The following is a 24,099-nucleotide window of genomic DNA, read 5'->3' as shown; positions in this document are numbered from 1 at the left end:
CGTGCAGATCAACAACATAAGGTGCAGCCTCACGCGCTGCTCGCTGCGATGCCAGCCATAGAAATCCGCAACGTCCAGAAGCGCTACAAAGCTCTGCAAGCGCTCAAGGGTGTGAGTTTGACCATACAAGAAGGTGAGTTTTTCGGATTGTTGGGTCCCAACGGCGCCGGTAAGACCACCCTGATCAGCATTCTGGCCGGCCTGAGTCGCGCCGATCATGGCAGCGTCTCGGTGCTCGGGCACGACGTCGTCACCGATTTCCGTGCGGCCCGGCGCTCGCTGGGTGTCGTGCCCCAAGAGCTGGTGTTCGACCCATTCTTCACGGTGCGCGAAACGCTGCGGATACAGTCCGGCTATTTCGGTCTGAATCGCAACGACGCGTGGATCGACGAAGTGATGGAACACCTCGATCTGACTGAAAAGGCCGACGTCAATATGCGTGCGCTTTCGGGTGGCATGAAACGGCGAGTGCTGGTCGCGCAAGCGCTGGTGCACCGCCCGCCGGTGATCGTGCTCGATGAGCCGACCGCCGGTGTCGACGTCGAGTTGCGCCAAACCCTGTGGAAATTCATCTCGCGCTTGAATCGCGAGGGCCATACCATTGTGCTGACCACTCATTACCTTGAAGAAGCTGAAGCGCTATGCGACCGGATCGCGATGCTGCGCCGTGGCGAAGTGGTAGCGCTGGAGCGCACCGATGCCTTGCTGCAGCGGTTTGCCGGCATGCAATTGGTATTGGGCCTGTCCGCCGGGGTATTGCCGGCTGAACTGCGCGCGCTGACGTCCGACCCGACTGACGTGAACGGCCAGCGGCATACGCTGCGGCTCAATAGTTACGATGACGTCGAACCGATCCTGGCGCTATGTCGGTCGGCTGGCTGCAAGTTCGACGAGATCGATATTTGCAAGGCCGACCTGGAAGACGTGTTCGTCCAGATCATGAACGGCACGGAAGTCATCGAGGGGCTCGCATGATCGGTTTCAAGACGCTCTTTTACAAAGAAGTGCTGCGGTTCTGGAAGGTCGCGTTCCAGACCGTGCTGGCGCCCATCATTACGGCTTTGCTGTATCTGGCGATTTTCGGTCATGCGCTGCAAACGCGCGTCGACGTTTATCCCGGCGTGGCCTACACCAGCTTCCTGATTCCGGGCCTGGTGATGATGAGCGTGCTGCAGAATGCCTTCGCCAATTCTTCATCCTCGTTGATCCAGTCGAAAATCACCGGCAATCTGGTGTTCATGCTGTTGCCGCCGCTGTCGCACTGGGAGATTTTCTTCGCCTACACGCTGGGTTCGCTAACGCGCGGGCTGGCGGTCGGGTTCGGCGTGTTCTTTGTCACTGTCTGGCTGGTGCCGCTGAGTTTTGCCGCGCCGTTTTACATCATCGCGTTTGCGGTGCTGGGTGCCGCGATTCTCGGCACGCTGGGCTTGATTGCCGGGATTTGGGCGGAAAAATTCGATCAATTGGCGGCATTCCAGAACTTCCTGATCATGCCGCTGACGTTTTTATCGGGCGTGTTCTATTCGACGCATTCGTTGCCGCCGGTGTGGCGCGAAGTGTCGCGTCTGAATCCGTTTTTCTACATGATCGACGGGTTTCGCTACGGTTTTTTCGGCCAGTCCGATATCAACCCGCTGCATAGCCTGGCGATCGTGGCGAGCTTTTGCGTCGTGCTGGCGATTTTGGCCATCCGCATGCTCGCCGGCGGTTATAAGTTACGCCACTAAGCTGCGTCATTAATTTCAAGGAATCAACATGTTGCCGACCCCGGAGCAAATCCAGCGCTATATCGCCGACGGCTTGCCGTGCGACCATGTCGAAGTGGAGGGCGATGGCCAGCATTTTTATGCGACCATCGTGAGCCCTGCCTTCGAGGGGCAGCGGCTGATCAAGCGACATCAATTGGTTTACGGTGCTCTGGGTGACCGGATGCGTGCCGAAATCCACGCGCTCAGCATGAAAACGCTGACTCCTGCCGAATGGCAAAACAAGTAAAGTATCAACAACAGTAAGTCAGGCGTACGGTGAGAATTACAGAAAGTATTCGAGATGCAGGCGCAGGCCCGGCAGTGGGATCGCTTGCAACAAACGCGGTTGCGCATGCGCCGCAAACGGTAGCAGAAGCGAAACAATTCATGGACAAACTGGTTATACAGGGCGGGCAGCGGTTGGCGGGTGAAATCACCGTCTCCGGCGCAAAAAACGCCGCGTTGCCTATCCTTTGCGCGGGTCTTTTGACGAGCGATCTCGTCCATCTGACCAACGTGCCCAATTTGCAGGACGTGCGCACGACGCTCAAACTGCTGACCCAAATGGGCATGCGCGCGCAAGCGAGCGGTCACGAGATTACGCTCGACGGCAGCCAGGTCAATGACCCCGTTGCGCCGTACGAGCTGGTGAAAACCATGCGCGCGTCGATTTTGGTGCTGGGCCCGTTGTTGGCGCGTTTCGGTCACGCGCGGGTGTCGCTGCCCGGTGGTTGCGCGATAGGCGCGCGCCCGGTCGACCAGCACATCAAGGGTTTGCAGGCGATGGGCGCGGAGATTTCAATCGAGCACGGCTATATTGAAGCGCGTGCCAAGCGGCTCCAAGGCACGTTGATTGTCACCGACATGATCACAGTCACCGGGACCGAGAACCTGTTGATGGCGGCGACTCTGGCCGAGGGCGAGACTGTGATCGAGAACGCCGCGCGCGAGCCGGAAGTGACCGACCTCGCCAACCTGCTGGTCGCAATGGGCGCTAAGATCGATGGCATCGGCACGGCACGTTTGGCGATTCAGGGTGTCGAGCGCCTGCATGGCGCCACGCATTCCGTGATTCCCGATCGAATTGAAGCGGGCACGTTCCTGTGCGCGGTAGCGGCCGCTGGGGGCGATGTCACGTTGCGCAATGTGCGCCCCGATTTGCTGGACGCCTTGCTGGAAAAATTACGCGAAGCCGGAGTCGGCCTCACGCTGGGTGACGACTGGATTCGCGTGGCAATGAACAAGCGGCCGATTGCAACCAGCTTTCGCACATCCGAATATCCCGCATTCCCGACCGACATGCAGGCGCAGTTCATGGCGTTGAACGCCATTGCGGATGGCACTTCGCAGGCGATCGAAACGATTTTCGAAAATCGGTTCATGCATGTCCAGGAGTTGAATCGGCTCGGAGCCAACGTGCTGATCGACGGCAACACCGCGTTCGTGCATGGTGTGGACCGCCTATCGGGCGCCAAAGTCATGGCGACCGACTTGCGCGCCTCGGCGAGCCTGGTGATCGCGGGCCTGATCGCCGACGGTGAGACCCTGATCGACCGTATTTATCACCTCGATCGCGGTTACGATCGCATGGAGGAGAAGCTCTGCGGCGTCGGTGCGCAGGTGCGCCGGGTGCACGGCGACACGACTATCAACGCGGGAGACGATGCATGAGCGCAGTCCGGGGTGAGCGACTGGATGAGCCGCGGGATGACGAACGGGGCGAACAGCGGGGCGAGCAGCAGGGAGTACAGCGGGGTGTCCAACTCACGCTGGCCCTGTCGAAAGGGCGCATCTTCGAAGAGACGGCGCCGTTGCTGGCAGCCGCCGGCGTGGAAGTGACCGAGGATCCGGAAACGTCGCGCAAGCTGATTTTGCCGACCACGTCGCCCAATCTGCGCGTGATCGTGGTGCGGGCTAGCGACGTGCCGACTTATGTACAGTACGGCGCCGCCGATTTCGGCGTGGCCGGTAAGGATGTACTGCTCGAGCACGGCGGCGCGGGGCTGTACCAGCCCATCGATTTGAATATCGCGCATTGCCGCATGTCGGTGGCGGTGCAGCGCGGGTTCGACTATGCCAGCGCGGTGCAACAGGGCGCGCGTCTGCGCGTTGCCACCAAGTATTTGCATTGCGCGCGTGAGCATTTTGCCGCCAAAGGCGTGCACGTCGACCTGATCAAGCTGTATGGTTCGATGGAGCTCGCGCCATTGGTTGGCTTGGCCGATGCCATCGTCGATCTGGTCAGTTCGGGCGGCACGCTGCGCGCGAACAACCTGGTCGAGGTCGAGCAGATCATGGAAATTTCTTCGCGCCTGATCGTGAATCAGGCGGCGCTCAAACTCAAGCGCGACGCGCTGCAGCCGTTCCTCGACGCGTTCGGGCGGGCGGCGCAGGGGCAGGACTCGGAGCAGGACCTGAAGCAAAAGCGCGCCACTGACTGATAGGAGTCGTGTACATCAGTCGTATCGCTGTGTCTGGACTGGGTTCCGGCAGCACACTGGGCCGTATGGCCAACGGATTTCGGTATGACTATTCAAATTCGAAAACTCGATTCCAGCGACGATGGTTTCAATACGGCGCTAAGAGCCGTACTGGCGTTCGAAGCGAGCGAGGATGAAGCCATCGAGCGCTCGGTTGCGCAGATTCTCGCCGACGTGAAAACGCGCGGCGATGCCGCAGTGCTCGACTACACGCACCGCTTCGACAAGCTCGAAGCGCACAGTGTGGCCGCGCTCGAACTGCCGCAAGCAGAACTGCAAGCGGCGCTGGATGGGCTGGAGCCCAAGCGCCGTGCGGCGCTCGAGGCGGCGGCTGCGCGCGTACAGGCGTATCACGAGAAGCAGAAACTCGAGTGCGGCACGCACTCGTGGCATTACACCGAAGCGGATGGCACGCTGTTGGGTCAGAAAGTGACGCCCGTCGATCGCGTCGGTATTTATGTTCCGGGCGGCAAGGCAGCGTATCCGTCATCGGTGCTGATGAATGCGATTCCCGCCCGAGTGGCCGGCGTGCGCGAAATTATCATGGTGGTGCCTACGCCCAATGGCGTCAAAAACGAACTCGTGCTGGCTGCGGCCTTGATCGCCGGCGTCGACCGGGTCTTTACCATCGGCGGCGCACAGGCGGTTGGTGCGCTGGCGTATGGTACGGACACGGTTCCGCCGGTCGACAAGATCGTCGGGCCCGGCAATGCCTATGTGGCGTCGGCCAAGCGCCGCGTGTTCGGTACTGTCGGCATCGACATGATTGCCGGCCCGTCCGAAATCCTGGTGGTTTGCGACGGCACGACCGATCCACGTTGGGTTGCGATGGATCTGTTCTCGCAAGCCGAACACGATGAATTGGCTCAGTCGATCCTGTTGTGTCCCGACAATGCCTTTATTGCACAGGTTCAGGCGGCAATCGATGCGTTGATCGACGAAATGCCGCGCGCCGAAGTGATCCGCACCTCGCTGCAGAACCGGGGCGCGCTGATCAAGGTGCGCGATATGGAAGAGGCCTGTGCAATCGTCAACGATATTGCGCCGGAGCATCTGGAAATTTCGGCATTGAACCCGCAGCACTGGTTGCAACTGATACGTCATGCGGGCGCGATTTTTCTCGGCCGTTTTTCCAGCGAGAGCCTGGGCGATTATTGCGCGGGTCCGAATCATGTGCTGCCGACCTCGCGCACTGCACGTTTTTCGTCGCCACTGGGCGTGTACGATTTCATCAAACGCTCCAGTTTGATCGAAGTCAGTGCCGAAGGTGCGCAGACCCTGGGCGAAATCGCCATCGAACTGGCTTACGGCGAAGGCTTGCAGGCGCATGCGCGCAGCGCCGAATTTCGGTTGAAATAGGCCCCCTAATAAATCGAGCCCGCAATGAGTATTGTGCAAAAAATCATCCGTGCCGACGTACTGGCGATGTCCAGCTATGCCGTGGCTGACGCTACCGGCCTGATCAAGCTCGACGCAATGGAAAATCCCTACACGCTGCCGGCGCCGCTTGCCGCGCAACTGGGGCAGCGTCTGGCCGATGTCGCGCTCAATCGTTATCCCGAGCCGCGTCCGGCCGCGCTGATCGAGAAAATCCGGCGCGTCATGAAGGTGCCCGCGCAATGCGAGATTTTGCTGGGCAACGGCTCGGACGAAATCATCAGCATGATCTCGGTCGCGTGCGCCAAACCCGGTGCGAAAATACTCGCGCCGCTGCCGGGCTTCGTGATGTATCAGATGTCCGCGCAGTTCGCGAACGTCGAATTTGTCGGCGTTGCGGTGCGCCCCGACCTGCAACTCGATATGCCGGCGATGCTCGCCGCAATCGCCACGCATCGGCCCGCCGTGATCTACCTCGCCTACCCGAACAACCCGACCGGCGCCTTATTCGACGATGGCGCGATCGAACAGGTGATTGCCGCCGCGCCCGATGCGCTGGTGGTGATCGACGAGGCCTACCAGCCATTCGCCTCACGCACTTGGATGCCGCGTGCGGCCGAGTTCCCCAATGTGGTGGTGATGCGCACCGTGTCGAAGTTGGGCCTGGCCGGGATTCGGCTCGGTTATCTGGCCGGACGCGCCGAGTGGGTGTCGGAACTCGATAAAGTGCGGCCTCCTTACAACATCAACGTGCTGACCCAGGCCACCGCCGATTTCCTGCTCGATCATGTCGACGTCCTCGATGCCCAGGCCGCCGAGTTGCGTGCCGAGCGCGAGCGCCTGCTTGCTGCGCTGGCCGAAATGCCGGGCGTAACGGTATTCCCGAGCGCCGGTAATTTCGTGCTGGTACGCCTGCCTGACGCGAGCGCCACGTTCGAAGCATTGCGCGCGGCAGGGATTCTAGTCAAAAACGTGAGTAAAATGCATGCATTGATTGCAAATTGCCTGCGCCTGACGGTGGGGACGCCTGACGAAAATGATCAAATGCTGGCGGCTTTGCGCGCGGCACTGCGGATTGGGTCCTAGCCAGGCGCGGTAATCAAAATGCAGGATCGAAATAATTGAGTGCACTATCAAGGTAAAGAGATGCGCATAGCGGAAGTGGTACGCAACACCAACGAAACCCAGATTCGGATCAAATTGAATCTGGATGGCACCGGAGTGCAAAAGCTCAACACCGGCGTGCCCTTCCTCGACCATATGCTGGACCAAATTGCGCGTCACGGCATGATCGACCTCGAAGTCGAAGCCACGGGTGACGTCCAGATCGACGATCACCATACCGTGGAAGACGTCGGTATCACGCTGGGCCAAGCCGTGGCCAAAGCCGTCGGCGACAAAAAAGGCATCGTGCGCTATGGGCATTCCTACGTACCGCTGGACGAAGCGCTGACCCGCGTGGTGATCGACTTCTCCGGCCGGCCGCTGCTCGAATTCAACGTGCCGTTTACGCGCGCCCGGGTGGGGACCTTTGACGTCGACCTGAGCATCGAATTCTTCCGCGGTTTTGTCAATCACGCCGCCGTGACGCTGCACATCGACAACTTGCGCGGCATCAACGCGCACCATCAGCTCGAAACCTCGTTCAAGGCCTTCGGCCGTGCATTGCGCATGGCTGTCGAGATCGATGAACGTGCGGCGGGCCAGATTCCTTCGACCAAAGGTTCGCTTTAAGCATGCAGCCGGGTGTGCCGCGAATTGCGGCGTGAGTCTACGCCCGCTGTCTACGCCCGGTGCATGTCGGGTCCGTTTTACCAAGACGTCATTCATACCGATTTATATTGCTTCGTACCGTGATCGCTGCACACCTGTTAGTGCGATTGGCGCGCATCGGTACCGGATGACGCCGTAGTCGAGCCTGTTGCCTGCCTCTTCGTGCCGATCGATGGATTTCGTTAAAACGTTTGTGTCCCTGTTGGCGCTGATCAATCCGATCGGCGCGATTCCTATATTCCTGAGCCTGACTGGCTCGATGACCAACGCCGAGCAAAAGCACACGATCAAGATTGCTTCGATCTCCGTGGTTTGCGTGGTGGCCATATCGGCGCTGCTGGGTCAGAAGATCATCGAATTTTTTGGCATTTCGGTGGGCTCACTCGAAGTGGGCGGCGGCGTTATCATGCTGCTAATGGCCATCAACATGCTCAACGCGCAGGTCGGCAATACGCGGGCGACCGCTGAAGAAAAGACCGAGGCGGAATTCAAGAACAGTATTGCCGTCGTACCGCTGGCGATCCCGCTGCTCACCGGACCGGGCACCATCAGCACGGTGATCATTTATTCCGAGAAGGCCGCGCACTGGTATCAATCGTTCGGCCTGGTGGCGATCGGCGTAGCCCTGGGGCTGGTTGTGTACGGCGCGCTGCATCTGGCCGAGCAGATCGCGCTTTGGATTGGGCGCACCGGCATCAACATCGCCACTCGGTTGATGGGTCTGGTGCTGGCAGCTCTAGCCGTGGAGTTCATGGTCGACGGCCTCAAGGTGTTGTTACCGATACTTGGCTAAATCGTTATGAGCATCAAATGAAGACTTCAATCGCAATTGTTGATTACGGAATGGGCAATCTGCGCTCGGTGGCGCAGGCGCTGCGCCACGCTGCACCCGACGCCGATGTCGCCATCGTCAGCGATCCGGCGGCGATTCATGCGGCCGATCGAGTTGTACTGCCGGGCCAGGGTGCCATGCCCGACTGCATGCGCTGCCTGCGCGAATCGGGGTTGCAGGAGGCCGTATTGACGGCCGCGCGCAGCAAGCCGATGCTGGGCGTGTGCGTGGGCGAGCAGATGCTGTTCGACTGGAGCTCCGAGGGCGATACCCCGGGTTTGGGCCTGATGCCCGGCAAAGTGCTCAAGTTCGAGCTCGAAGGCCAGGTCCAAGACGACGGCTCACGCTTCAAGGTGCCGCAAATGGGTTGGAACCGAGTGCGCCAGGTTCAGTCTCATCCGCTGTGGGAAGGCATTCCCGACGATAGTTTTTTCTATTTTGTGCATAGTTATTACGTGGCGCCCGCGCAAACGAGCAATACTGCAGGGGTAACGGTCTACGGCGCCGCCTTTACGTCGGCGGTGGCGCAAGCTAACATCTTTGCAACGCAGTTTCACCCCGAGAAAAGCGCCGAGGCGGGATTGCAGTTATACCGTAATTTCGCCCAATGGCGCCCCTAATGGATATTGCTGAGCAGCGGCCAGCGTCCGGAATCGGTGCACGCACGTATAATGAGCGAGCGTTCCCAAGCGAGGAGAGGTGTCTTGCCGTTAGACAGCAAGCGCTGTTCTCCGAATGAATAACTCCCGATAAAAGCACGATTGCTATGTTGCTCATTCCGGCCATCGATCTCAAAGACGGTCACTGCGTACGCCTGAAACAGGGCGATATGGACCAGGCGACGGTATTCTCAGAAGATCCGGCTGCCATGGCCCGTCACTGGGTCGATCAGGGCGCACGTCGCCTGCATTTGGTAGACCTGAACGGCGCTTTCGCCGGCAAACCGCGCAACGAGGCGGCCATCCGCGCGATTATTGAAGAAGTCGGCGCTGAAATTCCGGTGCAGCTCGGCGGTGGCATACGCGATCTGAACACGATCGAACGCTATCTCGACGACGGCCTTGCTTACGTGATCATCGGGACTGCTGCGGTCAAGAATCCTGGCTTTTTGCAGGATGCCTGCACGGCGTTCGGCGGCCATATCATCGTGGGCCTCGACGCCAAGGATGGCAAAGTGGCGACCGACGGCTGGAGCAAGCTGACGGGGCATGAAGTGATCGATCTCGGCCGCAAGTTCGAGGATTATGGTTGCGAAGCGATCGTGTACACCGACATCGGCCGCGACGGGATGCTGCAAGGCATCAACATCGAAGCGACCGTGCGTCTCGCTCAAGCGGTCAAGATCCCGGTGATCGCCAGTGGTGGCCTGTCGAACCTGGCTGACATCGACGCGCTGTGCGGCGTCGAGGATGATGGTGTCGAAGGCGTGATCTGCGGCCGGGCCATTTACTCGGGCGACCTCAATTTCACCGCCGCGCAAAGCCGCGCGGACGAGCTCAAGCCGGCGTAAGCCCTAGCGCGGCGGGTGGGTGGCGGGTAGGCCTACCCCCCTGCTCGCTACCTGCCACGAGCCGTGCCCCGCTTCGCTGAACCCCGGCCGCGCGCAAGTACCGCCGGGCCTGCAGATAACGGCCAAGCGGCAACGGCTCCCGACTCGACCGAACTGCACTGAACCGCACTGAATATACGGCGCTTATCCCATGGCTCTCGCTAAACGCATCATCCCTTGTCTGGACGTCAACGCCGGTCGCGTCGTCAAAGGTGTCAATTTCCTCGAGTTACGCGACGCGGGCGACCCGGTTGAGATCGCACGGCGCTATGACGGCGAAGGCGCCGATGAGCTGACCTTCCTCGATATCACGGCCAGCTCGGACAATCGCGATCTGATTTTGCCCATTATCGAGGCGGTCGCTTCGCAGGTGTTTATTCCGCTGACTGTCGGTGGTGGTGTGCGCGCGGTCGAGGATGTGCGCCGGTTGCTCAATGCCGGCGCCGATAAGATCAGCATCAATTCGGCGGCCGTGAGCCGCCCGGAACTGGTGGGCGAGGCCAGCGCCAAATACGGTTCACAATGTATCGTGGTGGCAATCGACGCAAAACGCGTTTCGGCCGACGGCGAGCCGCTGCGCTGGGAAGTGTTCACGCATGGCGGGCGCAAGCCGACCGGGCTGGACGTGATTGAATGGGCGCGCAATATGACGCGGCTGGGTGCGGGGGAAATTCTGCTGACCAGCATGGATCGCGACGGCACCAAAAGCGGCTTCGATCTGGCGCTCACGCGCGCGGTATCGGACGCCGTGTCGGTGCCGGTGATTGCGTCGGGCGGCGTGGGCGGCCTGCAGGATCTGGCCGACGGCATTACCCAAGGGCGTGCGGACGCGGTATTGGCAGCGAGCATTTTTCACTATGGCCAACACACCATAGTCGAAGCCAAGCAATTCATGGCCGGGCAGGGCATTTCGGTGAGGATGTGAGATGACGAATTCGGCAATAAGTGCGACACAAGGGGGCACTGCGGGGGGCACTGCGGGTAACACCGCGACCCCGTGGCTCGAAGAGATCAAATGGGACCACCAGGGACTGGTGCCGGTGATCGCGCAGGAACACGGCAGCAACGACGTGCTGATGTTCGCGTGGATGAACCGCGAAGCGCTGCAGAAAACGCTGGAACTCGGGCGCGCTGTCTATTGGTCGCGCTCGCGCAATCGGCTCTGGTTCAAAGGCGAAGAGTCTGGACACGTGCAGAATGTGCATGAAGTGCGTATCGATTGCGACGCCGACGTGGTGATACTGAAAGTCGACCAAGTGTCGGGCATCGCCTGCCACACCGGGCGGCATTCGTGTTTTTTTCGTAAATTTGAAAACGGTACCTGGGTCACGGTAGACGCGGTGCTTAAAGACCCGGAACACATCTACAAATGAGCGCAATTCCCACCGGCAACGACACGCTTGCGCGTCTGGGCGCCATAATCGATGGGCGCCGCGGCGGCGATCCCGAGCGGTCGTACGTAGCGCGTCTGTTCCATAAAGGCGACGACGCGATCCTCAAAAAGGTCGGCGAAGAGGCCACCGAAGTGGTGATGGCAGCCAAGGACGCGCAGCACGGCGGCGATGCCGGCAAGGTGGTCAGCGAAGTGGCCGATCTGTGGTTTCACTGTCTTATCATGTTGTCGCATTACGATCTGAAACCAGCCGACGTGCTGGCCGAGCTTGAACGCCGCGAGGGTTTGTCGGGGCTGGAAGAAAAGGCTTTACGTAAATCGCGCGAGCGCGAGCGTACCGAAGGTGAAAATGCGGAAGGTTGACGCGCAGAAGGTTGATGCGCGCGGTGCGAAATGCCCTTAAATCGTCAAAAAGGTGAGCTGATGGCCGAAGAAAACTGCATTTTTTGCAAGATTGCGGCAGGAATCATACCCAGCAAGAAAGTCTACGAAGACGAAGACTTTTTCGCCTTTCACGATATCAAGCCCGCCGCCCCGACGCATGTACTGGTGATTCCACGCAAGCATATCGAGACGCTGTCGGATTGTGGCCCGGCGGATGCCGCATTGCTGGGTAAAATGATGGTATTGATTCCGAAATTGGCGGAACAGCTCGGATGCGCCTACACCGGTGGCGACACGGGTTTTCGTACGGTGGTAAACGTCGGGCCGGGCGGCGGCCAAGAGGTCTATCATTTACATGCACACATACTGGCGGGAGCCAGGCCCTGGTCGCGGATGGGGTAGTACGTGATTTACCGGTGTGCAAAATTATTTTGATTGATCAGACTGCAAACCCGCTATGCCGTTATCGATACGCGCAGGGGGCGAGCAGACAAGGAGAATGAAATGGGTTCGTTTAGTATTTGGCACTGGTTGATCGTCTTGGTTATCGTGGCGTTGGTCTTCGGCACCAAGAAACTGCGCAACATCGGCACGGATCTGGGCGGCGCGGTCAAAGGATTCAAGGAAGGCATGCGCGACGCCGAAGGCAACCCGACGACGACGCCCACCTCGGCGACTTCGCCTGAAGCACGCGAACTGCCGCGCGCCAACACGGTTGACGTCGAAGCGAAAGACAAGACTTCGCAACTCTGATGGCGAGGTTCGCGCGGGGCGGCACCGGGTCGTCGCCAAGGCTGCAAGAGCCACGAGAGCCACGAGCGCCGAAGCCGCACGCTCGCCGGTCGTCGATCCTATCGTCGCGCACGGGCATATAAAGTCATGTTTGATCTCGACATATCGAAGATGGCGGTGATCGGCCTGGTGGCGCTGGTCGTCCTCGGCCCGGAGCGCTTGCCGCGTGTGGCGCGCACTGCGGGCGCGTTGCTGGGGCGCGCGCAGCGTTACATCAACGACGTGAAATCCGAGGTCACGCGCGAGATCGAGCTCGAAGAAATCCGCAAAATGAAAAGCGGCTTCGAAGAGGCGGCCAGCTCGGTCCAGAACACCATACACGACACGGTGCGTCAGCACAGCGACGAACTCACCGAGGCGTGGCACGGCAGCAGCGACGCGGCGCCACCGCCCGGTGGCTTCACGAGTACGCTCACCGACCAGCAATCCAGCGACCCGCAGCCCAGCGACTGGACGCGGCGCGGCAGCCTCATGACCAGCAAATCGGGTGGCAAAGGTTCGCGCCGCAACTGGCGCGTGCGCCAAGCTGCGACGCCGGTTTGGTATAGACGCGCCAGCCTGAAACGCACGAATGTGGTGTCGGGTGCGGCGCGCGAGGCTCTTGCAGCACGCACGTCACGAAACTCCGATACGCTCGCTGCTACGGCGAGCACGGCACAAGCAGCGGCGAGTCTCGCTCCAGCTGCGGCTCCCGTTCAAGCTGCGGCGGCTCCCGCTCGGCGGCCGATCCGCTTCCTGTAACAACCCGTTCAGACCCTATCGAGAAACAACCGGCCGTGAGCGATCCCCAGCAATCCCAACCCGCAGAAGATACTTTCATCTCGCACCTGGTCGAACTTCGAGACCGCGTGATCCGCGCCGGCGGCGCCGTGCTCGCGGTTTTCGTCTGCCTCGTGTACTGGGCGCCGAATATCTTCCATCTGCTAGCACGCCCTTTGCTCGATAACCTTCCGGCCGGCGGCAAGATGATCGTCACCGACGTGACGGGATCGTTCTTCGTACCGATGAAGGTGACCATGATGGTGGCGCTAGTGATCGCGTTGCCCGTGGTGCTCTATCAATTGTGGGCGTTCGTGGCTCCGGGGCTGTACGCGCACGAGAAGCGGCTGGTGATGCCGCTGGTAGGCAGCAGCTACGCCTTGTTCCTGGCCGGCATGTCGTTTGCGTATTTCCTGGTGTTTCCGACCATCTTCCGGGTCATGGCGCACTACAACGCGCCGCTCGGGGCGCAGATGTCGACCGATATCGACAAATACCTGAGCTTTGCGCTCACCACCTTCCTGGCCTTCGGCGCTACGTTTGAAACACCGATCGTCGTGGTGCTGCTGGTGGGAATGGGCGTGCTGACCATCAAGAAACTCAAGAAGATCCGCCCGTATGTGGTGGTCGGGGCGTTTATCGTCGCGGCGGTGGTGACCCCGCCGGACGTGTTTTCGCAGTTGATCCTCGCGGTGCCGCTGATCTTGCTCTACGAAGTCGGCATTATTGCTGCGCGCATATTCATCGGCAAGGACAAGGAAACGCTGCCAGTCGAGGATATGGCGCCTTAACCGTCACAGCCACAGCCCACCGCCACCGCCCGCCACTGCCAGCCGCAGTAACTCTCGCGGCCCTCGCCTATACCCACGGGGCCGGCGCTCAATTGCTGTTCGGTTGGTCGCTACTGTCGTCGCTGGCTTGCTTCGGCGGCGGGGGACGCTTGCCGACCTTGATGTTCAGCGACATTTCATGACCTTTGCGGATCACCCGCACCTGCGCATTGCTGCCCGGTTTGATCTGAGCGATCACGTTCAACAGCTTGGTGGTGTCGGTAATATCTTCTCCATTCACGCCTAGCAGGATATCGCCCGGACGCATGCCGCCCTTGTCGGCGGGGCTACCCTGCAGCACGCCGGAAATAATGGCGCCCGAGGTCTGTTTCAGGTTGAACGAGTCGGCAATTTCCGGAGTCAGATCTTGAGGTTCCACGCCGATCCAGCCGCGTGTCACGGTGCCGGTGGTGATGATGCTTTCCAGCACGCTGCGCGCGGTCGTAACGGGAATCGCAAAGCCGATACCGAGCGAGCCGCCGCTACGCGAATAGATCGCGGTATTGATGCCCAGCAAGTTGCCATTGGCATCGACCAATGCGCCGCCCGAATTGCCCGGGTTGATGGGCGCGTCGGTTTGAATGAAGTTCTCGAAGGTGTTGATGCCGAGATGGTTGCGTCCCAAAGCGCTGATAATGCCCATTGTTACCGTCTGGCCGACGCCGAACGGATTGCCGATGGCCAACACCACGTCGCCTACGCGCGCACCTTCCATACGGCCCAGCGTAATGGTTGGGAGATTATTCAGATTGATCTTAAGGACGGCCAGATCGGTTTCAGAGTCGACGCCGATCACCTTGGCCGAGGCTGCGCGGCCGTCGGCCAGCGCCACTTCGATCTCATCGGCGCCGTCGACGACGTGCTGGTTGGTTAAAATGTAACCTTCGGAGCTCACAATGACGCCGGAACCCAGATTGGACGCATCCTGCGGCTGCTGATGGGGCGTGCTGCCATTGCCGAAGAAGTAGCTGTACAGCGGGTCGTCCATGCGCGGGTCATGCGGACGCGTGGCGCCCCCCTTGCTGGAGAACACATTGACGACGGCCGGCATCGCCTTTTGCGCGCCGTCCGCATAGGACTCCACAGCGTGGTGGCTGCCCATGTTCGGCGCCACCTCCTTGAGTGCCACGATCGGTCCCGCTAATTGCTGCCCGAGTTGCCCCTGGTGTTGCAGCCAACTCGGTTTTAGAGTGGTGACGATGAACAGCAGCGCCAGCAACACGGTTACCGCTTGTGCGAATGACAGCCAGAATCGTCTAAGCATCTGAAATCAGAGAAATAACCAGGAGGTATCGTGGATCGGATCGAATTGGAATTGTACTTGAACGGTCTATTGCAAGTCGGCAAGTTTAAGGATTATTGCCCTAACGGCCTGCAAGTCGAGGGCCGCCGCAAAATCGAAAAAATCGCGACCGGCGTGACCGCCTCCCAAGCATTTCTCGAAGCCGCGCTCGATTGGGGCGCCGATGCCGTCATCGTGCATCACGGCTACTTCTGGAAAAACGAAAATCCGGTCGTGACCGGTCAAAAGTACCGACGCCTGCGCACCCTGTTGCGCCACGACCTGAATCTCTTCGCCTACCACTTGCCGCTGGATGCCCATCCGGAAGTGGGGAACAATGTTCAACTCGGTCAACGCCTGGGGTGGATCGTCGATAGCCGCATCGACGCCGACGGCAACCCGGGCGGCGAAACCGATCTGCTTTGCATGACGACCTTATCGCTGCCGACCACGCTCGAAGCGCTGGCCGCGCAAGTGGGGCGCGTCTTGAATCGAGAGCCGCTCGTGATCGGCGAACCCGATTGGGCGGTACGTCGGGTTGCATGGTGTACGGGCGGCGCGCAGGGGTATTTCGACGCAGCAGTGAACGCGGGCGCGGATGTTTACCTTTCCGGTGAAATTTCCGAATCGACGGTTCATCTGGCCCGCGAAAGTGAAGTGGGGTACCTCGCGGCCGGGCACCACGCCACCGAACGCTATGGTGTGCAGGCTTTGGGCCAGCATCTTTCCGATACTTTCGACGTGGAATACTTATTTATCGACATCGATAACCCCGTCTGACGGGGCTAAGCCGCTGTTTTTAGAGAAAAAAACCACCTGAATGGTAGGCAAGGCTTTAATCGCGCTGTCCGATTGCTTATAATCCGGGGTTTGGTCCGCACTTCGCAGGGTGCGTACAGAGCAAACTCAGAGCAAACGCAGGGCAAACGGCCAAGGGTGCGCAGACCGCGCGCCTGGCGTGACTGAAGCGGGCCCATAGGCGCTCGACATATTCAGTGCATTTAAGGAAACTAAAAACATGATGGTCTTGTACTCTGGCACCACCTGCCCGTTCTCGCAACGTTGCCGCCTGGTGTTGTTCGAAAAAGGGATGGATTTCGAAATTCGCGACGTCGACCTGTTCAACAAGCCGGAAGACATCGCCGTGATGAACCCGTACGGCCAAGTGCCGATTCTGGTTGAACGCGATCTGATCCTGTACGAATCGAACATCATCAACGAATACATTGACGAACGCTTCCCGCATCCGCAATTGATGCCGGCGGACCCGGTGCAACGCGCGCGGGCTCGCCTGTTCCTGCTTAATTTCGAAAAAGAGCTGTTCGTGCACGTCGGCACGCTCGAAAACGAAAAGGGCAAACCGGCTGAGAAAGCGCACGAAAAGGCACGCATTGCGATTCGCGACCGCCTGACCCAGCTTGCGCCGATTTTCGTCAAGAACAAGTACATGCTGGGTGAAGAATTCTCGATGCTCGACGTCGCGATCGCTCCGCTCTTGTGGCGCCTCGATCACTACGGTATCGAATTGTCGAAGAACGCCGCGCCATTGATGAAGTACGCCGAGCGGATTTTCAGCCGCCCGGCCTATATCGAAGCGCTTACCCCGTCGGAAAAGGTAATGCGCCGCTAAGACGCACCGTAGCAGGCCGCGGCGGCTGTTCGCGCGCCGCGCTTGCTCGTCGTCACGCAAGGATCTTATGCAAGAAACATCGACTAAACCGTATTTGTTGCGCGCGCTGTACGAGTGGTGCACGGACAATGGTTATACGCCGCATATCGCGGTGCGCTGCGATGCGCAAACCCGCGTGCCGCGCGAATTTGTGCGCGATGGCGAAATCGTTCTGAATATCAGCTTCGACGCGACCAATCAGTTGCAGATGGGCAATGAATGGATCGAATTCAGCGCTCGCTTTTCCGGAAAGCCGCATAAAATCGAAGTGCCGATTGCGAACGTGCTCGCGATTTACGCGCGAGAAAACGGGCAAGGGATGGCGTTTCCGGCTGAAGAGTCGGAAACGGGTTCTGACGAGGAAGGGATGCCGCTGGAATCGGCGGATACGTCGGAAGATGTGTTGGGGCAGGATGGGGACGCGGGTGAGGATGGCGAGCACCCGGGTACCGATGGACCGCCCGATGCACCTAAAGGCGGACGCCCGCACCTAAAAGTCATCAAATGAAGTAAAATTCGGTCCGCGCCGGCTTAGCTCATCAGGTAGAGCAGTTGATTTGTAATCAGAAGGTGGCGGGTTCGAGTCCTGCAGCCGGCACCAATTACCTGTCCAAAGAAGTCCTTGGAAATCCAGAAACCCGTGATAGCATAAGGCTTCACGGGTTTTTTTATTCCGGTAGTGTCCAACGGCGCCCGCTGAAATCCGGGGGCATGCGGGGGCACCTCTGGGGGAATTTCTGAAAATGGTGAGTGCCCCCTAAGAAAAATGCCCCCTGGGGTTGTAAGGTGCCATATGCCGCTGACAGACATCGCTATCCGAAAAGCCGCTCCCCGCGAGAAAACGTACCGCCTTGCTGACGGCGGCGGCATGTATTTGGAGGTCTCCCCGGCGGGCGGCAGGTACTGGCGGCTCAAGTATCGTTTTGCTGGCAAGGAGAAGCGTCTTGCGCTGGGGGTCTATCCGGACGTGCCGTTGGCGGCGGCACGCGAAAAACGCAACGACGCACGCAAAAAGCTGGCGGCAGGTATTGATCCCGGCGAGGCAAAAAGAACAGGCAAGCGGGCCGCATTGCTTGCAGCGACCAATTCGTTCGAGATTGTCACACGAGGGTGGATGGACGAGCGCAAGGGCTATGTTACGGCAGGGTCTTGGGGAAAAACCAAGGCCCGGTTCGAGAAAGACGTTTTTCCTTGGATTGGCAAGCGGCCCGTCGCAGAGATCGATGCTCCAGAGATATTGACCGTCTTGAAACGGGTCGATAGTCGTGGTGCACGCTTCACGTCTCATCGAGTGCGCAGCGAAATCAGCCGAGTGTTTCGCTATGCGATCAAGGAGGGGTATTGCAGGACCGATCCGGCGGCGCATCTCGTTGATGCCATTCCACCAGCGCAAACTACGCACTTCGCGTCGATTACAGATCCGGCCAAGGTTGGCGAGATGTTGCGGGCCTTCGAGGGCTTCAGCGGCACGTTTGCCGTCCTGTGCGCGCTCAAACTCGCGCCTATGCTGTTCACCCGCCCTGGCGAGCTACGAACTGCTGAATGGTCCCAGATCGATTTGGAGAAGGGGGAGTGGCGTTATCTGGTTACGAAAACCAACACGCAGCATCTGGTTCCTCTCGCCACGCAGGTGGTGCGGATTTTGCGCGAGCTTCATGCGTTGACCGGCCGCGGGCGCTACGTTTTCCCTGGGGCGCGTTCGGCTCAGCGCCCAATGAGCGATGCCGCAATCAATGCTGCGTTGCGTCGCCTCGGGTACGACACTCGCACTGAAATTACCGGTCACGGTTTTCGGGCAATGGCTCGCACAATCCTGCATGAAGAGCTTGAGCAAAAGCCCGAAGTGATCGAGCATCAGCTTGCTCATGCGGTCCCTGACAACCTGGGAACTGCGTATAACCGGACGAAATTCATCAAGGAGCGCCGCGTGATGATGCAGAAGTGGGCCGACTATCTCGACCGGTTGAAAGTGGGCGCGGAAGTGATGCCGCTGAGTCAAGGCGCACGATGAAACAAATTTGTGACTAAGTGACGTTTTCGCTCGCTTGCTAAGCGGCGTACATGGTTTTAGTTGCCGTGTCGGCGCATGAATTTCTCAAATGCGGCTTTCACACCGCTATCAGTAGTCAGCAAGTCATAAAGGCTTCCGAAAGGATCTTCGACAGATATGTTGAATGTTTTGAGAATGGTCGTGGCCTCGCTCAAGACTTTCTTGATGGCTTCCGTTTTCTTGATGGCTTCCGATTTGGATTCCCAGCCCGGCTCTAGTTCCAACGTATCGAGTAGTTCAATGTACAGCGTACGTTCCTTTTCCTTCTGATTCTCTGCTTTTTTCTTTCCGCCACTCGCCGCACGGGATTGTTTCATGTTTGGGTCAGACACGGCCACGTGGTACCCATCTGCGCATCCTAGCTGATGCTCGGCTTGGGCGAGAAAATGCCAAGCAATTTCACTGCGTTTCTCCTTCTCGGCAGCTTCTGCCAGGGCTAAACATGAACATGCCTCCACCAGATATTTGCGATGCTTCTCGTCTGGGCAATGTTCGTCTGTGACAGGGAATCTCTTAACGAGAGATGCCTCAAATTTTTCTATAAGGTCCGGAAGGGTGCCTTCGGTCAGTTTCTTCCAATGGTTAAGTTTGATGACGCGGACCATGTACACATCGAATGGCTCTTTGGCATGGGCAAATCTCCATTCCAACCCGCTACGTACGCGCGCAATCTCTTCTTCGAGGTCGTTGATCTGAATTCCGCCGTATTCAAGAGATGCGGCATGAGCTAGCAACCTCAGGGCGTCGCTCTCGGTTGTTGTATTAGTTGAGCAAGATTCTGGGTTAATTTTCCAATCTTCATGAGACTTAAGAGCCTGTCGAGGCGGATGTAACTTAATTTTGTTCGCCCGTAAGTGTCGTGCTGCGGTGCTATTACTGACGCCCAAGGCTCGTGCGAGCTTGCTCACGGTCCAGTTTGCACTCGCGTCTGGCGGGTCTAGCATGACCAGCTTCCTCAGTTTTTTTTCAGTCACCTTCGCTGGCGGCGCGCCGCGGGGTAAGTCGTGTCTTATCCCTTCGAAACCGTGCTCAACATAGCGGCCCCGCCAACGCGCAACCTGCAAGCGCCCCACGCTTATGCGCTCAGCGATCTCCGCGTTCTGTTTGCCTTGCGCTGCCAGGAGCACTATTCGCGCGCGCTGGGCCATTCGTACGCTTGTGACCTGGGAATGGACAAGCTTTACCAGCTTCGCTTCTTCGCTAGGGCGAAGTACAACTTTCGGGGCAACTCGCACCGGGTTTCTCCAGTGAAAAAAAGCAAAAATTCTGGTCCAGGGATTTATATAAGTATCGTTAAGAATAGCATAACTGTTGGGGGTGACAGATATGGCTATGACTTCCGCCGCTGTTGTTTGGAAGCGATCCGTTTTTTGCCGAGCACGTTGTAAGACGCCTCAGAGGCAATCCCCACGAGGCTCAGTACAAGGAAGTGAGCCCGTCAAAAGGATAGTCGGTTAACAGGTTGGCGACAGGAGCCAGGAATAATTTTTTAGTCGAAGCAGCGTCTGCTCAAGTCTTAGTACAGCCATTAACGTTCACCTTGTTTCACATACAAGGAGATACGAAACAAATGGACAAACTCTCTCAACTGACTTCAATTACCCCGCTGCTGGAAGGGGTTCGTCAGTACCATAAATCAAAATCGACCGTCTACGACATGCTCAACCCAAATTCAGCCCGCTACGATCCTGATATGCCTGTTCCTTTCAAAATTGGACGCAATTCGTTCTTTGTGACCGAGGAGCTCGAACGGTTTATTCAGAAAAAGATCGCGACGCGTGCCAAAGCACGTTCGGCAGTGTAAGAAGGACTGACTCATGACAAAGAACCAAGCTACCACCCCAGAAAAAACGAAGGCCGACGTGGCCGGAGCATTGCAGAAGATCCGGGCCAAGAAGTCACCGGAGCAGATCAAGACCGAGCGCTTCCTTCCGTTCGTTCCAGCAATTACCGAGGCCTTGAGCAACGGCTGGTCCTGGTCGTCGATCCTCACGCTCATTCGCGATCATGGTGGTCCGTCGCTTACAAAAAGGGAGGCCGAAGATCTATACGAGAAATGCAAGCTGCAGTCGTTGCCGAGCGAAGAGACTGGCGAGTCCTCGCAGGGCATGTCAGTTGACAAGTCCGGAGCACTGCAATCCGATGCGAAAGAAAAGGCGATCAAGTGATGCACTACCCCGTCAATCCGTTTGGCGGGGGCTTTATGCCCTCGCAAACGCCCGTGGCCAATCCGCGGTTTGGCTACGGCCCGACTCTCACCTCGCAGGCAATTAATGCACTGACGCCCACTTTATTCCGCGCAGCCATTGAGCAGCGCGCCATTTTCGGCTCAACGGAAGAGGCGATTCTAGCGAATCTGCTGGGCGCCACATCGTTCGCAGCCGCCGGTAATTCCCGCATCCGCGGCCACAATGGCAAACCAATGCTGCTGGGCCTTCACATCCGATTTGTCGGGCCGCCTTTGAGCGGGAAAACGGATGCCCACGATCGGTCCAATAATCCGATTGACGAAGGAATGCGTGGCTGGAAAAAGACTTGGCGGTTTTCTAACGTGAGGCCGCCCACGTTGATTCGGAAGATTCGCGGCGGCGCAGTATTTTCGATGCTCAGCATGTCAGAAGGGCGAGCTCATCTCGGCGACCCGCTCAGTTTCGAGTTTGCACTCTTGAGCGATCTCTACGACGGTCAAGTGCCGGCATTTTCTCGCGCCGACGACGATGACGATGCTGTCGCCAATGCGCCGGATAGCGCGATTTTCGTGAAATGCGTCAACGTGCAGAGCGATCGCCATCGCGAATGGCTCAAGAAGCACGGTGAGGAGGCAACAGGGTCAGGCTACCAGTACCGCGAACTGGTCCTGGAAACAGATCAACGCGCAGTCGAGGGCGTCGGACGCCAGCAGCCTGAGGTCGCGCTTTTGGAGTACGACCGCCGCATTGGCGAGTTGATCGCTAGTGCTCGGCGCAAACTCGAAGCAATGTCGGCAAGCCAGCTTCCCGTGATCGACGTACCGTTGGAGTCCGAGCAGATCCTGCGCCAGGCTTTGGAGCATTTCCGTGGCATGGCAAGACTCTTCCTACCACTCAACGAGGTGGAAGTGTTTGCTGTTCGGCTGGCAGCGAATACGCGGCGGATTGCGGGCTGCATGCACGTTTTCGAGGGCTACGAAGGTGGAGTGTCGGCTGACACGATGGTACGTGCCGTGACGATTGCCGAATGTTTTGGGGCGCACTGGCTTGCGTCCGTGTTCCCGCCGAAGCCGATACCCGAGGCCGTGCAACGTGCGCAGCATCTACTAGATTCGCTTCGTGCCTGGGCTCGACAGGCGGGCGTGCAGTTTCCGAGTTGGAAGAAATCCGACATCGAAGTATGGGCACCGAACTTCGGATGGACGAGGGCGGAAATGAACGAGGCCATCATGTGGATTTGCGAGCAGGGTTTCGCCCAGGTCGTCCCGCGCACCGAAAAAGGCCGTCGCGTCGTCAAGCTAGAGCTGATCGCTCCGAATATATTTCCTCTCGTCGGCTTGGGCTACAAGCCAATGAAAGGCGGGGTGTAACACCTCCGCATACCCCGTCCGCCATTTGGCGGGCGGCCTTTTTGCACGTCGTGCAGCACTGATGCGCGGCTTTCGACCCCGTCTCTGAATATTAAAACCGCAATGAACTCACGAAAATCATCCCCCTCTTTTGTTCCGCAGACGCCAGCTGGGCTAGGCGAGCTCGTCGACCGCAGTCTGAATTATCGCACCGACCCGGACGGTAACGTAAGCCCTAGCGATGGGCCAGATATTGGACTTTTGGTGTTACTGAATGACTTCGTCCGAGCGTCACTTGAAACCGACTTAGCCCCTTTCCTGATCAGCAGGCGGACGCCCAGGGGACGGGTCCTGGAAGATCATGAGGAGCCGAAGTTTTACACCAAGACTGCTGAGCCTAATTCTGCCAGCCGAGCTTCTCTGATATTGGCCAACCTTCGGCAGGCCATCTTATCGAGTGCAGCGATGCTTGACCCTATAGATCGGAACGCAGCTCAGTTGCTATATGCGCCGCACTTACGGCTGGTATGTGACGTATTCCTCTGTCACCCCATCAGTGCTCGCCTTAATTGCAACGGAAGTTCCGCGATTGACGTTATAGGTCTCACCTTGGCGGAACTGTATAACGATTTCGTCGCCGTTTTCCGTCGGGTATTTCTGGCCAAAAGGTCATCGCTGTCGGACGAACTGCACAACTGGCGGTTGAGCAGTAAAGAGAACGTGGTGAACGTGCATGCCTATCTGGATGGGCAGTTCGCGCGACCCAATAGCGTCACCGTATTGCATTTGCGCCTCTTCCACGCCAGGGAGCGGGTCAATCTGGTCTCGGCTTCGGTGGAGGATCAGCATCGTGATCTCGGAGAACTTAAGAAGTGCCGCGAGGTGTTCCTGGACCGCATGAGAGGAAAGCGCGCACTGTTCACCAAGGAGCCCGGATACGTGTGGTCAATCTTGCCCTCGCTCGAAGGAGGATATAGCTTGCACGTCACGTTGCTGTTCGACACCGCCGCCTTGCAGAAGGTGCTCGACGACAGACGTGTGGAAGCCGAACAGGCCGGTAAAGTCCTTCAGGACCACGCAGACCAGATCGGCGCTTATTGGGTGAAGGTAGGGACTCGCGGCCGAGGAAATTATCTTCGCGCTGACCAACACACCTGGCTGTACGACCAGGACTGGGTTCATGGCGAGGTTCACGCTATTGATTTTGTGCGACGCGAAAAGCTCAAGAAAACGCTCGGTTATCTGGCCATGCGCCGTGCTCTGCTGCGGCTGAAAAACGAACCGAAAGGAGAGTATTTTGGCATGCGAAATCGCAAACCACGAGCCCAACGCCAATCGGTTGAGAGGAGGGCGAAGCGAGGGTAAGCAGCGCGGATGCATGGGTAGGCATACGGCGAAACAGTATCCAAAACACCTAACCTATTGATTTTATTGTGATACTGATTTCGCCGATTACGGCGCCGGGCACGCGTTATGCCCTTGGCGGGGCGGGCTGTCGACGCCCGGTTCCTGCATCAATTTTGCAAATTCGCGAAGAGAAATTCCAAAAAAATATCGAGAGCCATGCGCAAAAAGTCGCGAAAGAATTTTCGTCGTGTTCCTGTTCACGCGACAGAACGTCAGTGCAATTTTTGTCGGAAATT

Annotated in this window: 27 protein-coding genes, 1 tRNA gene and 1 pseudogene; 27 read left to right on the top strand and 2 right to left on the bottom strand. The window is 58.5% G+C overall.

Annotated elements, in window-relative coordinates; all coding sequences use genetic code 11:
• The first annotated feature begins 48 nt into the window (after window positions 1–48).
• The 18 genes and pseudogenes from GSQ77_RS02760 to tatC all read left to right on the top strand — a co-directional run bounded on the left by GSQ77_RS02760 (window position 49) and on the right by tatC (window position 13,878).
• Complete coding sequence (locus GSQ77_RS02760) at window positions 49–975, top strand: ABC transporter ATP-binding protein (protein ID WP_158898799.1); 927 nt, start codon at window positions 49–51, stop codon at window positions 973–975.
• Window positions 972–1,727 (top strand): ABC transporter permease, encoded by a 756-nt coding sequence (locus tag GSQ77_RS02755; protein WP_158898797.1) that lies wholly within the window; start codon window positions 972–974, stop codon window positions 1,725–1,727. Before GSQ77_RS02760 ends, GSQ77_RS02755 begins: the two co-directional genes overlap by 4 nt.
• A gap of 28 nt (window positions 1,728–1,755) precedes the next feature.
• Window positions 1,756–1,995 (top strand): BolA family protein, encoded by a 240-nt coding sequence (locus GSQ77_RS02750; protein WP_158898795.1) that lies wholly within the window; start codon window positions 1,756–1,758, stop codon window positions 1,993–1,995.
• 140 nt (window positions 1,996–2,135) lie between these two features.
• Complete coding sequence (gene murA / locus GSQ77_RS02745) at window positions 2,136–3,419, top strand: UDP-N-acetylglucosamine 1-carboxyvinyltransferase (protein ID WP_158898793.1); 1,284 nt, start codon at window positions 2,136–2,138, stop codon at window positions 3,417–3,419.
• Window positions 3,416–4,189 (top strand): ATP phosphoribosyltransferase, encoded by a 774-nt coding sequence (hisG, locus tag GSQ77_RS02740; protein WP_158898791.1) that lies wholly within the window; start codon window positions 3,416–3,418, stop codon window positions 4,187–4,189. The genes murA and hisG overlap by 4 nt, the downstream gene beginning before the upstream one ends.
• 84 nt (window positions 4,190–4,273) lie before the next feature.
• Window positions 4,274–5,587 carry a histidinol dehydrogenase gene (hisD, locus tag GSQ77_RS02735; RefSeq protein ID WP_158898789.1) on the top strand — a complete coding sequence of 438 codons (1,314 nt, stop codon included), beginning with the start codon at window positions 4,274–4,276 and terminating at the stop codon, window positions 5,585–5,587.
• A 24-nt stretch (window positions 5,588–5,611) separates the two neighbouring features.
• Complete coding sequence (hisC, locus tag GSQ77_RS02730) at window positions 5,612–6,691, top strand: histidinol-phosphate transaminase (protein ID WP_158898787.1); 1,080 nt, start codon at window positions 5,612–5,614, stop codon at window positions 6,689–6,691.
• Between the two features lie 60 nt (window positions 6,692–6,751).
• Complete coding sequence (hisB, locus tag GSQ77_RS02725) at window positions 6,752–7,339, top strand: imidazoleglycerol-phosphate dehydratase HisB (RefSeq protein WP_158898898.1); 588 nt, start codon at window positions 6,752–6,754, stop codon at window positions 7,337–7,339.
• Window positions 7,340–7,550: 211 nt separating this feature from the next.
• The gene (locus GSQ77_RS02720; protein ID WP_158898785.1) at window positions 7,551–8,171 is read left to right on the top strand and encodes a MarC family protein; all 621 of its coding nucleotides are present in this window, start codon (window positions 7,551–7,553) and stop codon (window positions 8,169–8,171) included.
• 17 nt (window positions 8,172–8,188) lie between these two features.
• Window positions 8,189–8,830: an imidazole glycerol phosphate synthase subunit HisH gene (hisH, locus tag GSQ77_RS02715; protein WP_158898783.1), complete on the top strand. Its 642-nt coding sequence runs from the start codon at window positions 8,189–8,191 to the stop codon at window positions 8,828–8,830.
• Window positions 8,831–8,976: 146 nt separating this feature from the next.
• Entirely contained in the window at window positions 8,977–9,720 is a 744-nt protein-coding gene (gene hisA, locus GSQ77_RS02710; protein ID WP_158898781.1) for a 1-(5-phosphoribosyl)-5-[(5-phosphoribosylamino)methylideneamino]imidazole-4-carboxamide isomerase, read from the top strand.
• Between the two features lie 190 nt (window positions 9,721–9,910).
• Entirely contained in the window at window positions 9,911–10,684 is a 774-nt protein-coding gene (gene hisF / locus GSQ77_RS02705) for an imidazole glycerol phosphate synthase subunit HisF (protein WP_158898779.1), read from the top strand.
• A 1-nt stretch (window position 10,685) separates the two neighbouring features.
• Window positions 10,686–11,132, top strand: a complete 447-nt coding sequence (gene hisI / locus GSQ77_RS02700; protein WP_158898777.1) for a phosphoribosyl-AMP cyclohydrolase — start codon at window positions 10,686–10,688, stop codon at window positions 11,130–11,132.
• Window positions 11,129–11,515 (top strand): phosphoribosyl-ATP diphosphatase, encoded by a 387-nt coding sequence (locus tag GSQ77_RS02695; RefSeq protein ID WP_158898775.1) that lies wholly within the window; start codon window positions 11,129–11,131, stop codon window positions 11,513–11,515. The genes hisI and GSQ77_RS02695 overlap by 4 nt, the downstream gene beginning before the upstream one ends.
• Window positions 11,516–11,572: 57 nt before the next feature.
• Entirely contained in the window at window positions 11,573–11,938 is a 366-nt protein-coding gene (locus tag GSQ77_RS02690; protein ID WP_158898896.1) for a histidine triad nucleotide-binding protein, read from the top strand.
• 102 nt (window positions 11,939–12,040) lie between these two features.
• Window positions 12,041–12,289, top strand: coding sequence for a Sec-independent protein translocase subunit TatA (gene tatA, locus GSQ77_RS02685; RefSeq protein WP_158898773.1), 249 nt, complete (start codon window positions 12,041–12,043; stop codon window positions 12,287–12,289).
• Between the two features lie 126 nt (window positions 12,290–12,415).
• Window positions 12,416–12,928: pseudogene (gene tatB, locus GSQ77_RS02680) on the top strand (Sec-independent protein translocase protein TatB); the annotation flags it as partial.
• A gap of 176 nt (window positions 12,929–13,104) precedes the next feature.
• Window positions 13,105–13,878: a twin-arginine translocase subunit TatC gene (tatC, locus tag GSQ77_RS02675; protein ID WP_158898769.1), complete on the top strand. Its 774-nt coding sequence runs from the start codon at window positions 13,105–13,107 to the stop codon at window positions 13,876–13,878.
• 88 nt (window positions 13,879–13,966) lie between these two features.
• Here tatC and GSQ77_RS02670 read toward each other — a convergent pair whose 3' ends face one another.
• Complete coding sequence (locus GSQ77_RS02670; RefSeq protein WP_158898767.1) at window positions 13,967–15,181, bottom strand: Do family serine endopeptidase; 1,215 nt, start codon at window positions 15,179–15,181, stop codon at window positions 13,967–13,969.
• Window positions 15,182–15,211: 30 nt separating this feature from the next.
• Here GSQ77_RS02670 and GSQ77_RS02665 point away from each other — a divergent pair, with 30 nt between their 5' ends.
• The 5 genes from GSQ77_RS02665 to GSQ77_RS02645 all read left to right on the top strand — a co-directional run bounded on the left by GSQ77_RS02665 (window position 15,212) and on the right by GSQ77_RS02645 (window position 18,879).
• Window positions 15,212–15,979, top strand: a complete 768-nt coding sequence (locus tag GSQ77_RS02665; RefSeq protein WP_158898765.1) for a Nif3-like dinuclear metal center hexameric protein — start codon at window positions 15,212–15,214, stop codon at window positions 15,977–15,979.
• A 238-nt stretch (window positions 15,980–16,217) separates the two neighbouring features.
• Window positions 16,218–16,829 (top strand): glutathione S-transferase N-terminal domain-containing protein, encoded by a 612-nt coding sequence (locus GSQ77_RS02660; protein WP_158898763.1) that lies wholly within the window; start codon window positions 16,218–16,220, stop codon window positions 16,827–16,829.
• Window positions 16,830–16,896: 67 nt separating this feature from the next.
• Window positions 16,897–17,376: a ClpXP protease specificity-enhancing factor gene (locus GSQ77_RS02655; RefSeq protein ID WP_158898761.1), complete on the top strand. Its 480-nt coding sequence runs from the start codon at window positions 16,897–16,899 to the stop codon at window positions 17,374–17,376.
• 17 nt (window positions 17,377–17,393) lie between these two features.
• Window positions 17,394–17,469: transfer RNA gene (locus GSQ77_RS02650), tRNA-Thr, on the top strand.
• Window positions 17,470–17,661: 192 nt separating this feature from the next.
• The gene (locus GSQ77_RS02645; RefSeq protein WP_158898759.1) at window positions 17,662–18,879 is read left to right on the top strand and encodes an integrase arm-type DNA-binding domain-containing protein; all 1,218 of its coding nucleotides are present in this window, start codon (window positions 17,662–17,664) and stop codon (window positions 18,877–18,879) included.
• A 56-nt stretch (window positions 18,880–18,935) separates the two neighbouring features.
• Here GSQ77_RS02645 and GSQ77_RS02640 read toward each other — a convergent pair whose 3' ends face one another.
• Window positions 18,936–20,066 carry a helix-turn-helix domain-containing protein gene (locus GSQ77_RS02640; RefSeq protein WP_158898757.1) on the bottom strand — a complete coding sequence of 377 codons (1,131 nt, stop codon included), beginning with the start codon at window positions 20,064–20,066 and terminating at the stop codon, window positions 18,936–18,938.
• A 422-nt stretch (window positions 20,067–20,488) separates the two neighbouring features.
• On the opposite strand from GSQ77_RS02640, the gene GSQ77_RS02635 reads away from it, so the two are divergent.
• The 4 genes from GSQ77_RS02635 (at window position 20,489) to GSQ77_RS02620 (ending at window position 23,821) form a co-directional block, all read left to right on the top strand.
• Window positions 20,489–20,722, top strand: coding sequence for an AlpA family transcriptional regulator (locus GSQ77_RS02635; protein ID WP_158898755.1), 234 nt, complete (start codon window positions 20,489–20,491; stop codon window positions 20,720–20,722).
• Window positions 20,723–20,735: 13 nt separating this feature from the next.
• On the top strand, window positions 20,736–21,086 hold the full coding sequence (locus GSQ77_RS02630; RefSeq protein WP_158898753.1) for a hypothetical protein: 351 nt from the start codon (window positions 20,736–20,738) through the stop codon (window positions 21,084–21,086).
• Window positions 21,086–22,477, top strand: a complete 1,392-nt coding sequence (locus tag GSQ77_RS02625) for a DUF3987 domain-containing protein (RefSeq protein ID WP_158898894.1) — start codon at window positions 21,086–21,088, stop codon at window positions 22,475–22,477. The genes GSQ77_RS02630 and GSQ77_RS02625 overlap by 1 nt, the downstream gene beginning before the upstream one ends.
• Window positions 22,478–23,065: 588 nt before the next feature.
• Window positions 23,066–23,821 carry a hypothetical protein gene (locus GSQ77_RS02620; protein WP_158898751.1) on the top strand — a complete coding sequence of 252 codons (756 nt, stop codon included), beginning with the start codon at window positions 23,066–23,068 and terminating at the stop codon, window positions 23,819–23,821.
• Window positions 23,822–24,099 lie beyond the last annotated feature (278 nt).

The organism is Burkholderia sp. L27(2015) (assembly GCF_009765705.1).
Taxonomy (GTDB): domain Bacteria; phylum Pseudomonadota; class Gammaproteobacteria; order Burkholderiales; family Burkholderiaceae; genus LMUX01.
This window is presented reverse-complemented; position numbering and strand designations above follow the sequence as displayed.

Coding starts and splice junctions, on each gene's coding strand:
- hisD (WP_158898789.1), top strand. CDS start 4,274: ATGACTATTCAAATTCGAAAACTCGATTCCAGCGACGATGGTTTCAAT.
- hisG (WP_158898791.1), top strand. CDS start 3,416: ATGAGCGCAGTCCGGGGTGAGCGACTGGATGAGCCGCGGGATGACGAA.
- hisB (WP_158898898.1), top strand. CDS start 6,752: ATGCGCATAGCGGAAGTGGTACGCAACACCAACGAAACCCAGATTCGG.
- GSQ77_RS02720 (WP_158898785.1), top strand. CDS start 7,551: ATGGATTTCGTTAAAACGTTTGTGTCCCTGTTGGCGCTGATCAATCCG.
- GSQ77_RS02630 (WP_158898753.1), top strand. CDS start 20,736: ATGACAAAGAACCAAGCTACCACCCCAGAAAAAACGAAGGCCGACGTG.
- GSQ77_RS02625 (WP_158898894.1), top strand. CDS start 21,086: ATGCACTACCCCGTCAATCCGTTTGGCGGGGGCTTTATGCCCTCGCAA.
- GSQ77_RS02660 (WP_158898763.1), top strand. CDS start 16,218: ATGATGGTCTTGTACTCTGGCACCACCTGCCCGTTCTCGCAACGTTGC.
- hisH (WP_158898783.1), top strand. CDS start 8,189: ATGAAGACTTCAATCGCAATTGTTGATTACGGAATGGGCAATCTGCGC.
- GSQ77_RS02760 (WP_158898799.1), top strand. CDS start 49: ATGCCAGCCATAGAAATCCGCAACGTCCAGAAGCGCTACAAAGCTCTG.
- GSQ77_RS02670 (WP_158898767.1), bottom strand. CDS start 15,181: ATGCTTAGACGATTCTGGCTGTCATTCGCACAAGCGGTAACCGTGTTG.
- hisI (WP_158898777.1), top strand. CDS start 10,686: ATGACGAATTCGGCAATAAGTGCGACACAAGGGGGCACTGCGGGGGGC.
- hisF (WP_158898779.1), top strand. CDS start 9,911: ATGGCTCTCGCTAAACGCATCATCCCTTGTCTGGACGTCAACGCCGGT.
- GSQ77_RS02640 (WP_158898757.1), bottom strand. CDS start 20,066: ATGGCCCAGCGCGCGCGAATAGTGCTCCTGGCAGCGCAAGGCAAACAG.
- tatA (WP_158898773.1), top strand. CDS start 12,041: ATGGGTTCGTTTAGTATTTGGCACTGGTTGATCGTCTTGGTTATCGTG.
- GSQ77_RS02655 (WP_158898761.1), top strand. CDS start 16,897: ATGCAAGAAACATCGACTAAACCGTATTTGTTGCGCGCGCTGTACGAG.
- hisC (WP_158898787.1), top strand. CDS start 5,612: ATGAGTATTGTGCAAAAAATCATCCGTGCCGACGTACTGGCGATGTCC.
- murA (WP_158898793.1), top strand. CDS start 2,136: ATGGACAAACTGGTTATACAGGGCGGGCAGCGGTTGGCGGGTGAAATC.
- GSQ77_RS02635 (WP_158898755.1), top strand. CDS start 20,489: ATGGACAAACTCTCTCAACTGACTTCAATTACCCCGCTGCTGGAAGGG.
- GSQ77_RS02695 (WP_158898775.1), top strand. CDS start 11,129: ATGAGCGCAATTCCCACCGGCAACGACACGCTTGCGCGTCTGGGCGCC.
- GSQ77_RS02755 (WP_158898797.1), top strand. CDS start 972: ATGATCGGTTTCAAGACGCTCTTTTACAAAGAAGTGCTGCGGTTCTGG.
- GSQ77_RS02750 (WP_158898795.1), top strand. CDS start 1,756: ATGTTGCCGACCCCGGAGCAAATCCAGCGCTATATCGCCGACGGCTTG.
- GSQ77_RS02645 (WP_158898759.1), top strand. CDS start 17,662: ATGCCGCTGACAGACATCGCTATCCGAAAAGCCGCTCCCCGCGAGAAA.
- hisA (WP_158898781.1), top strand. CDS start 8,977: ATGTTGCTCATTCCGGCCATCGATCTCAAAGACGGTCACTGCGTACGC.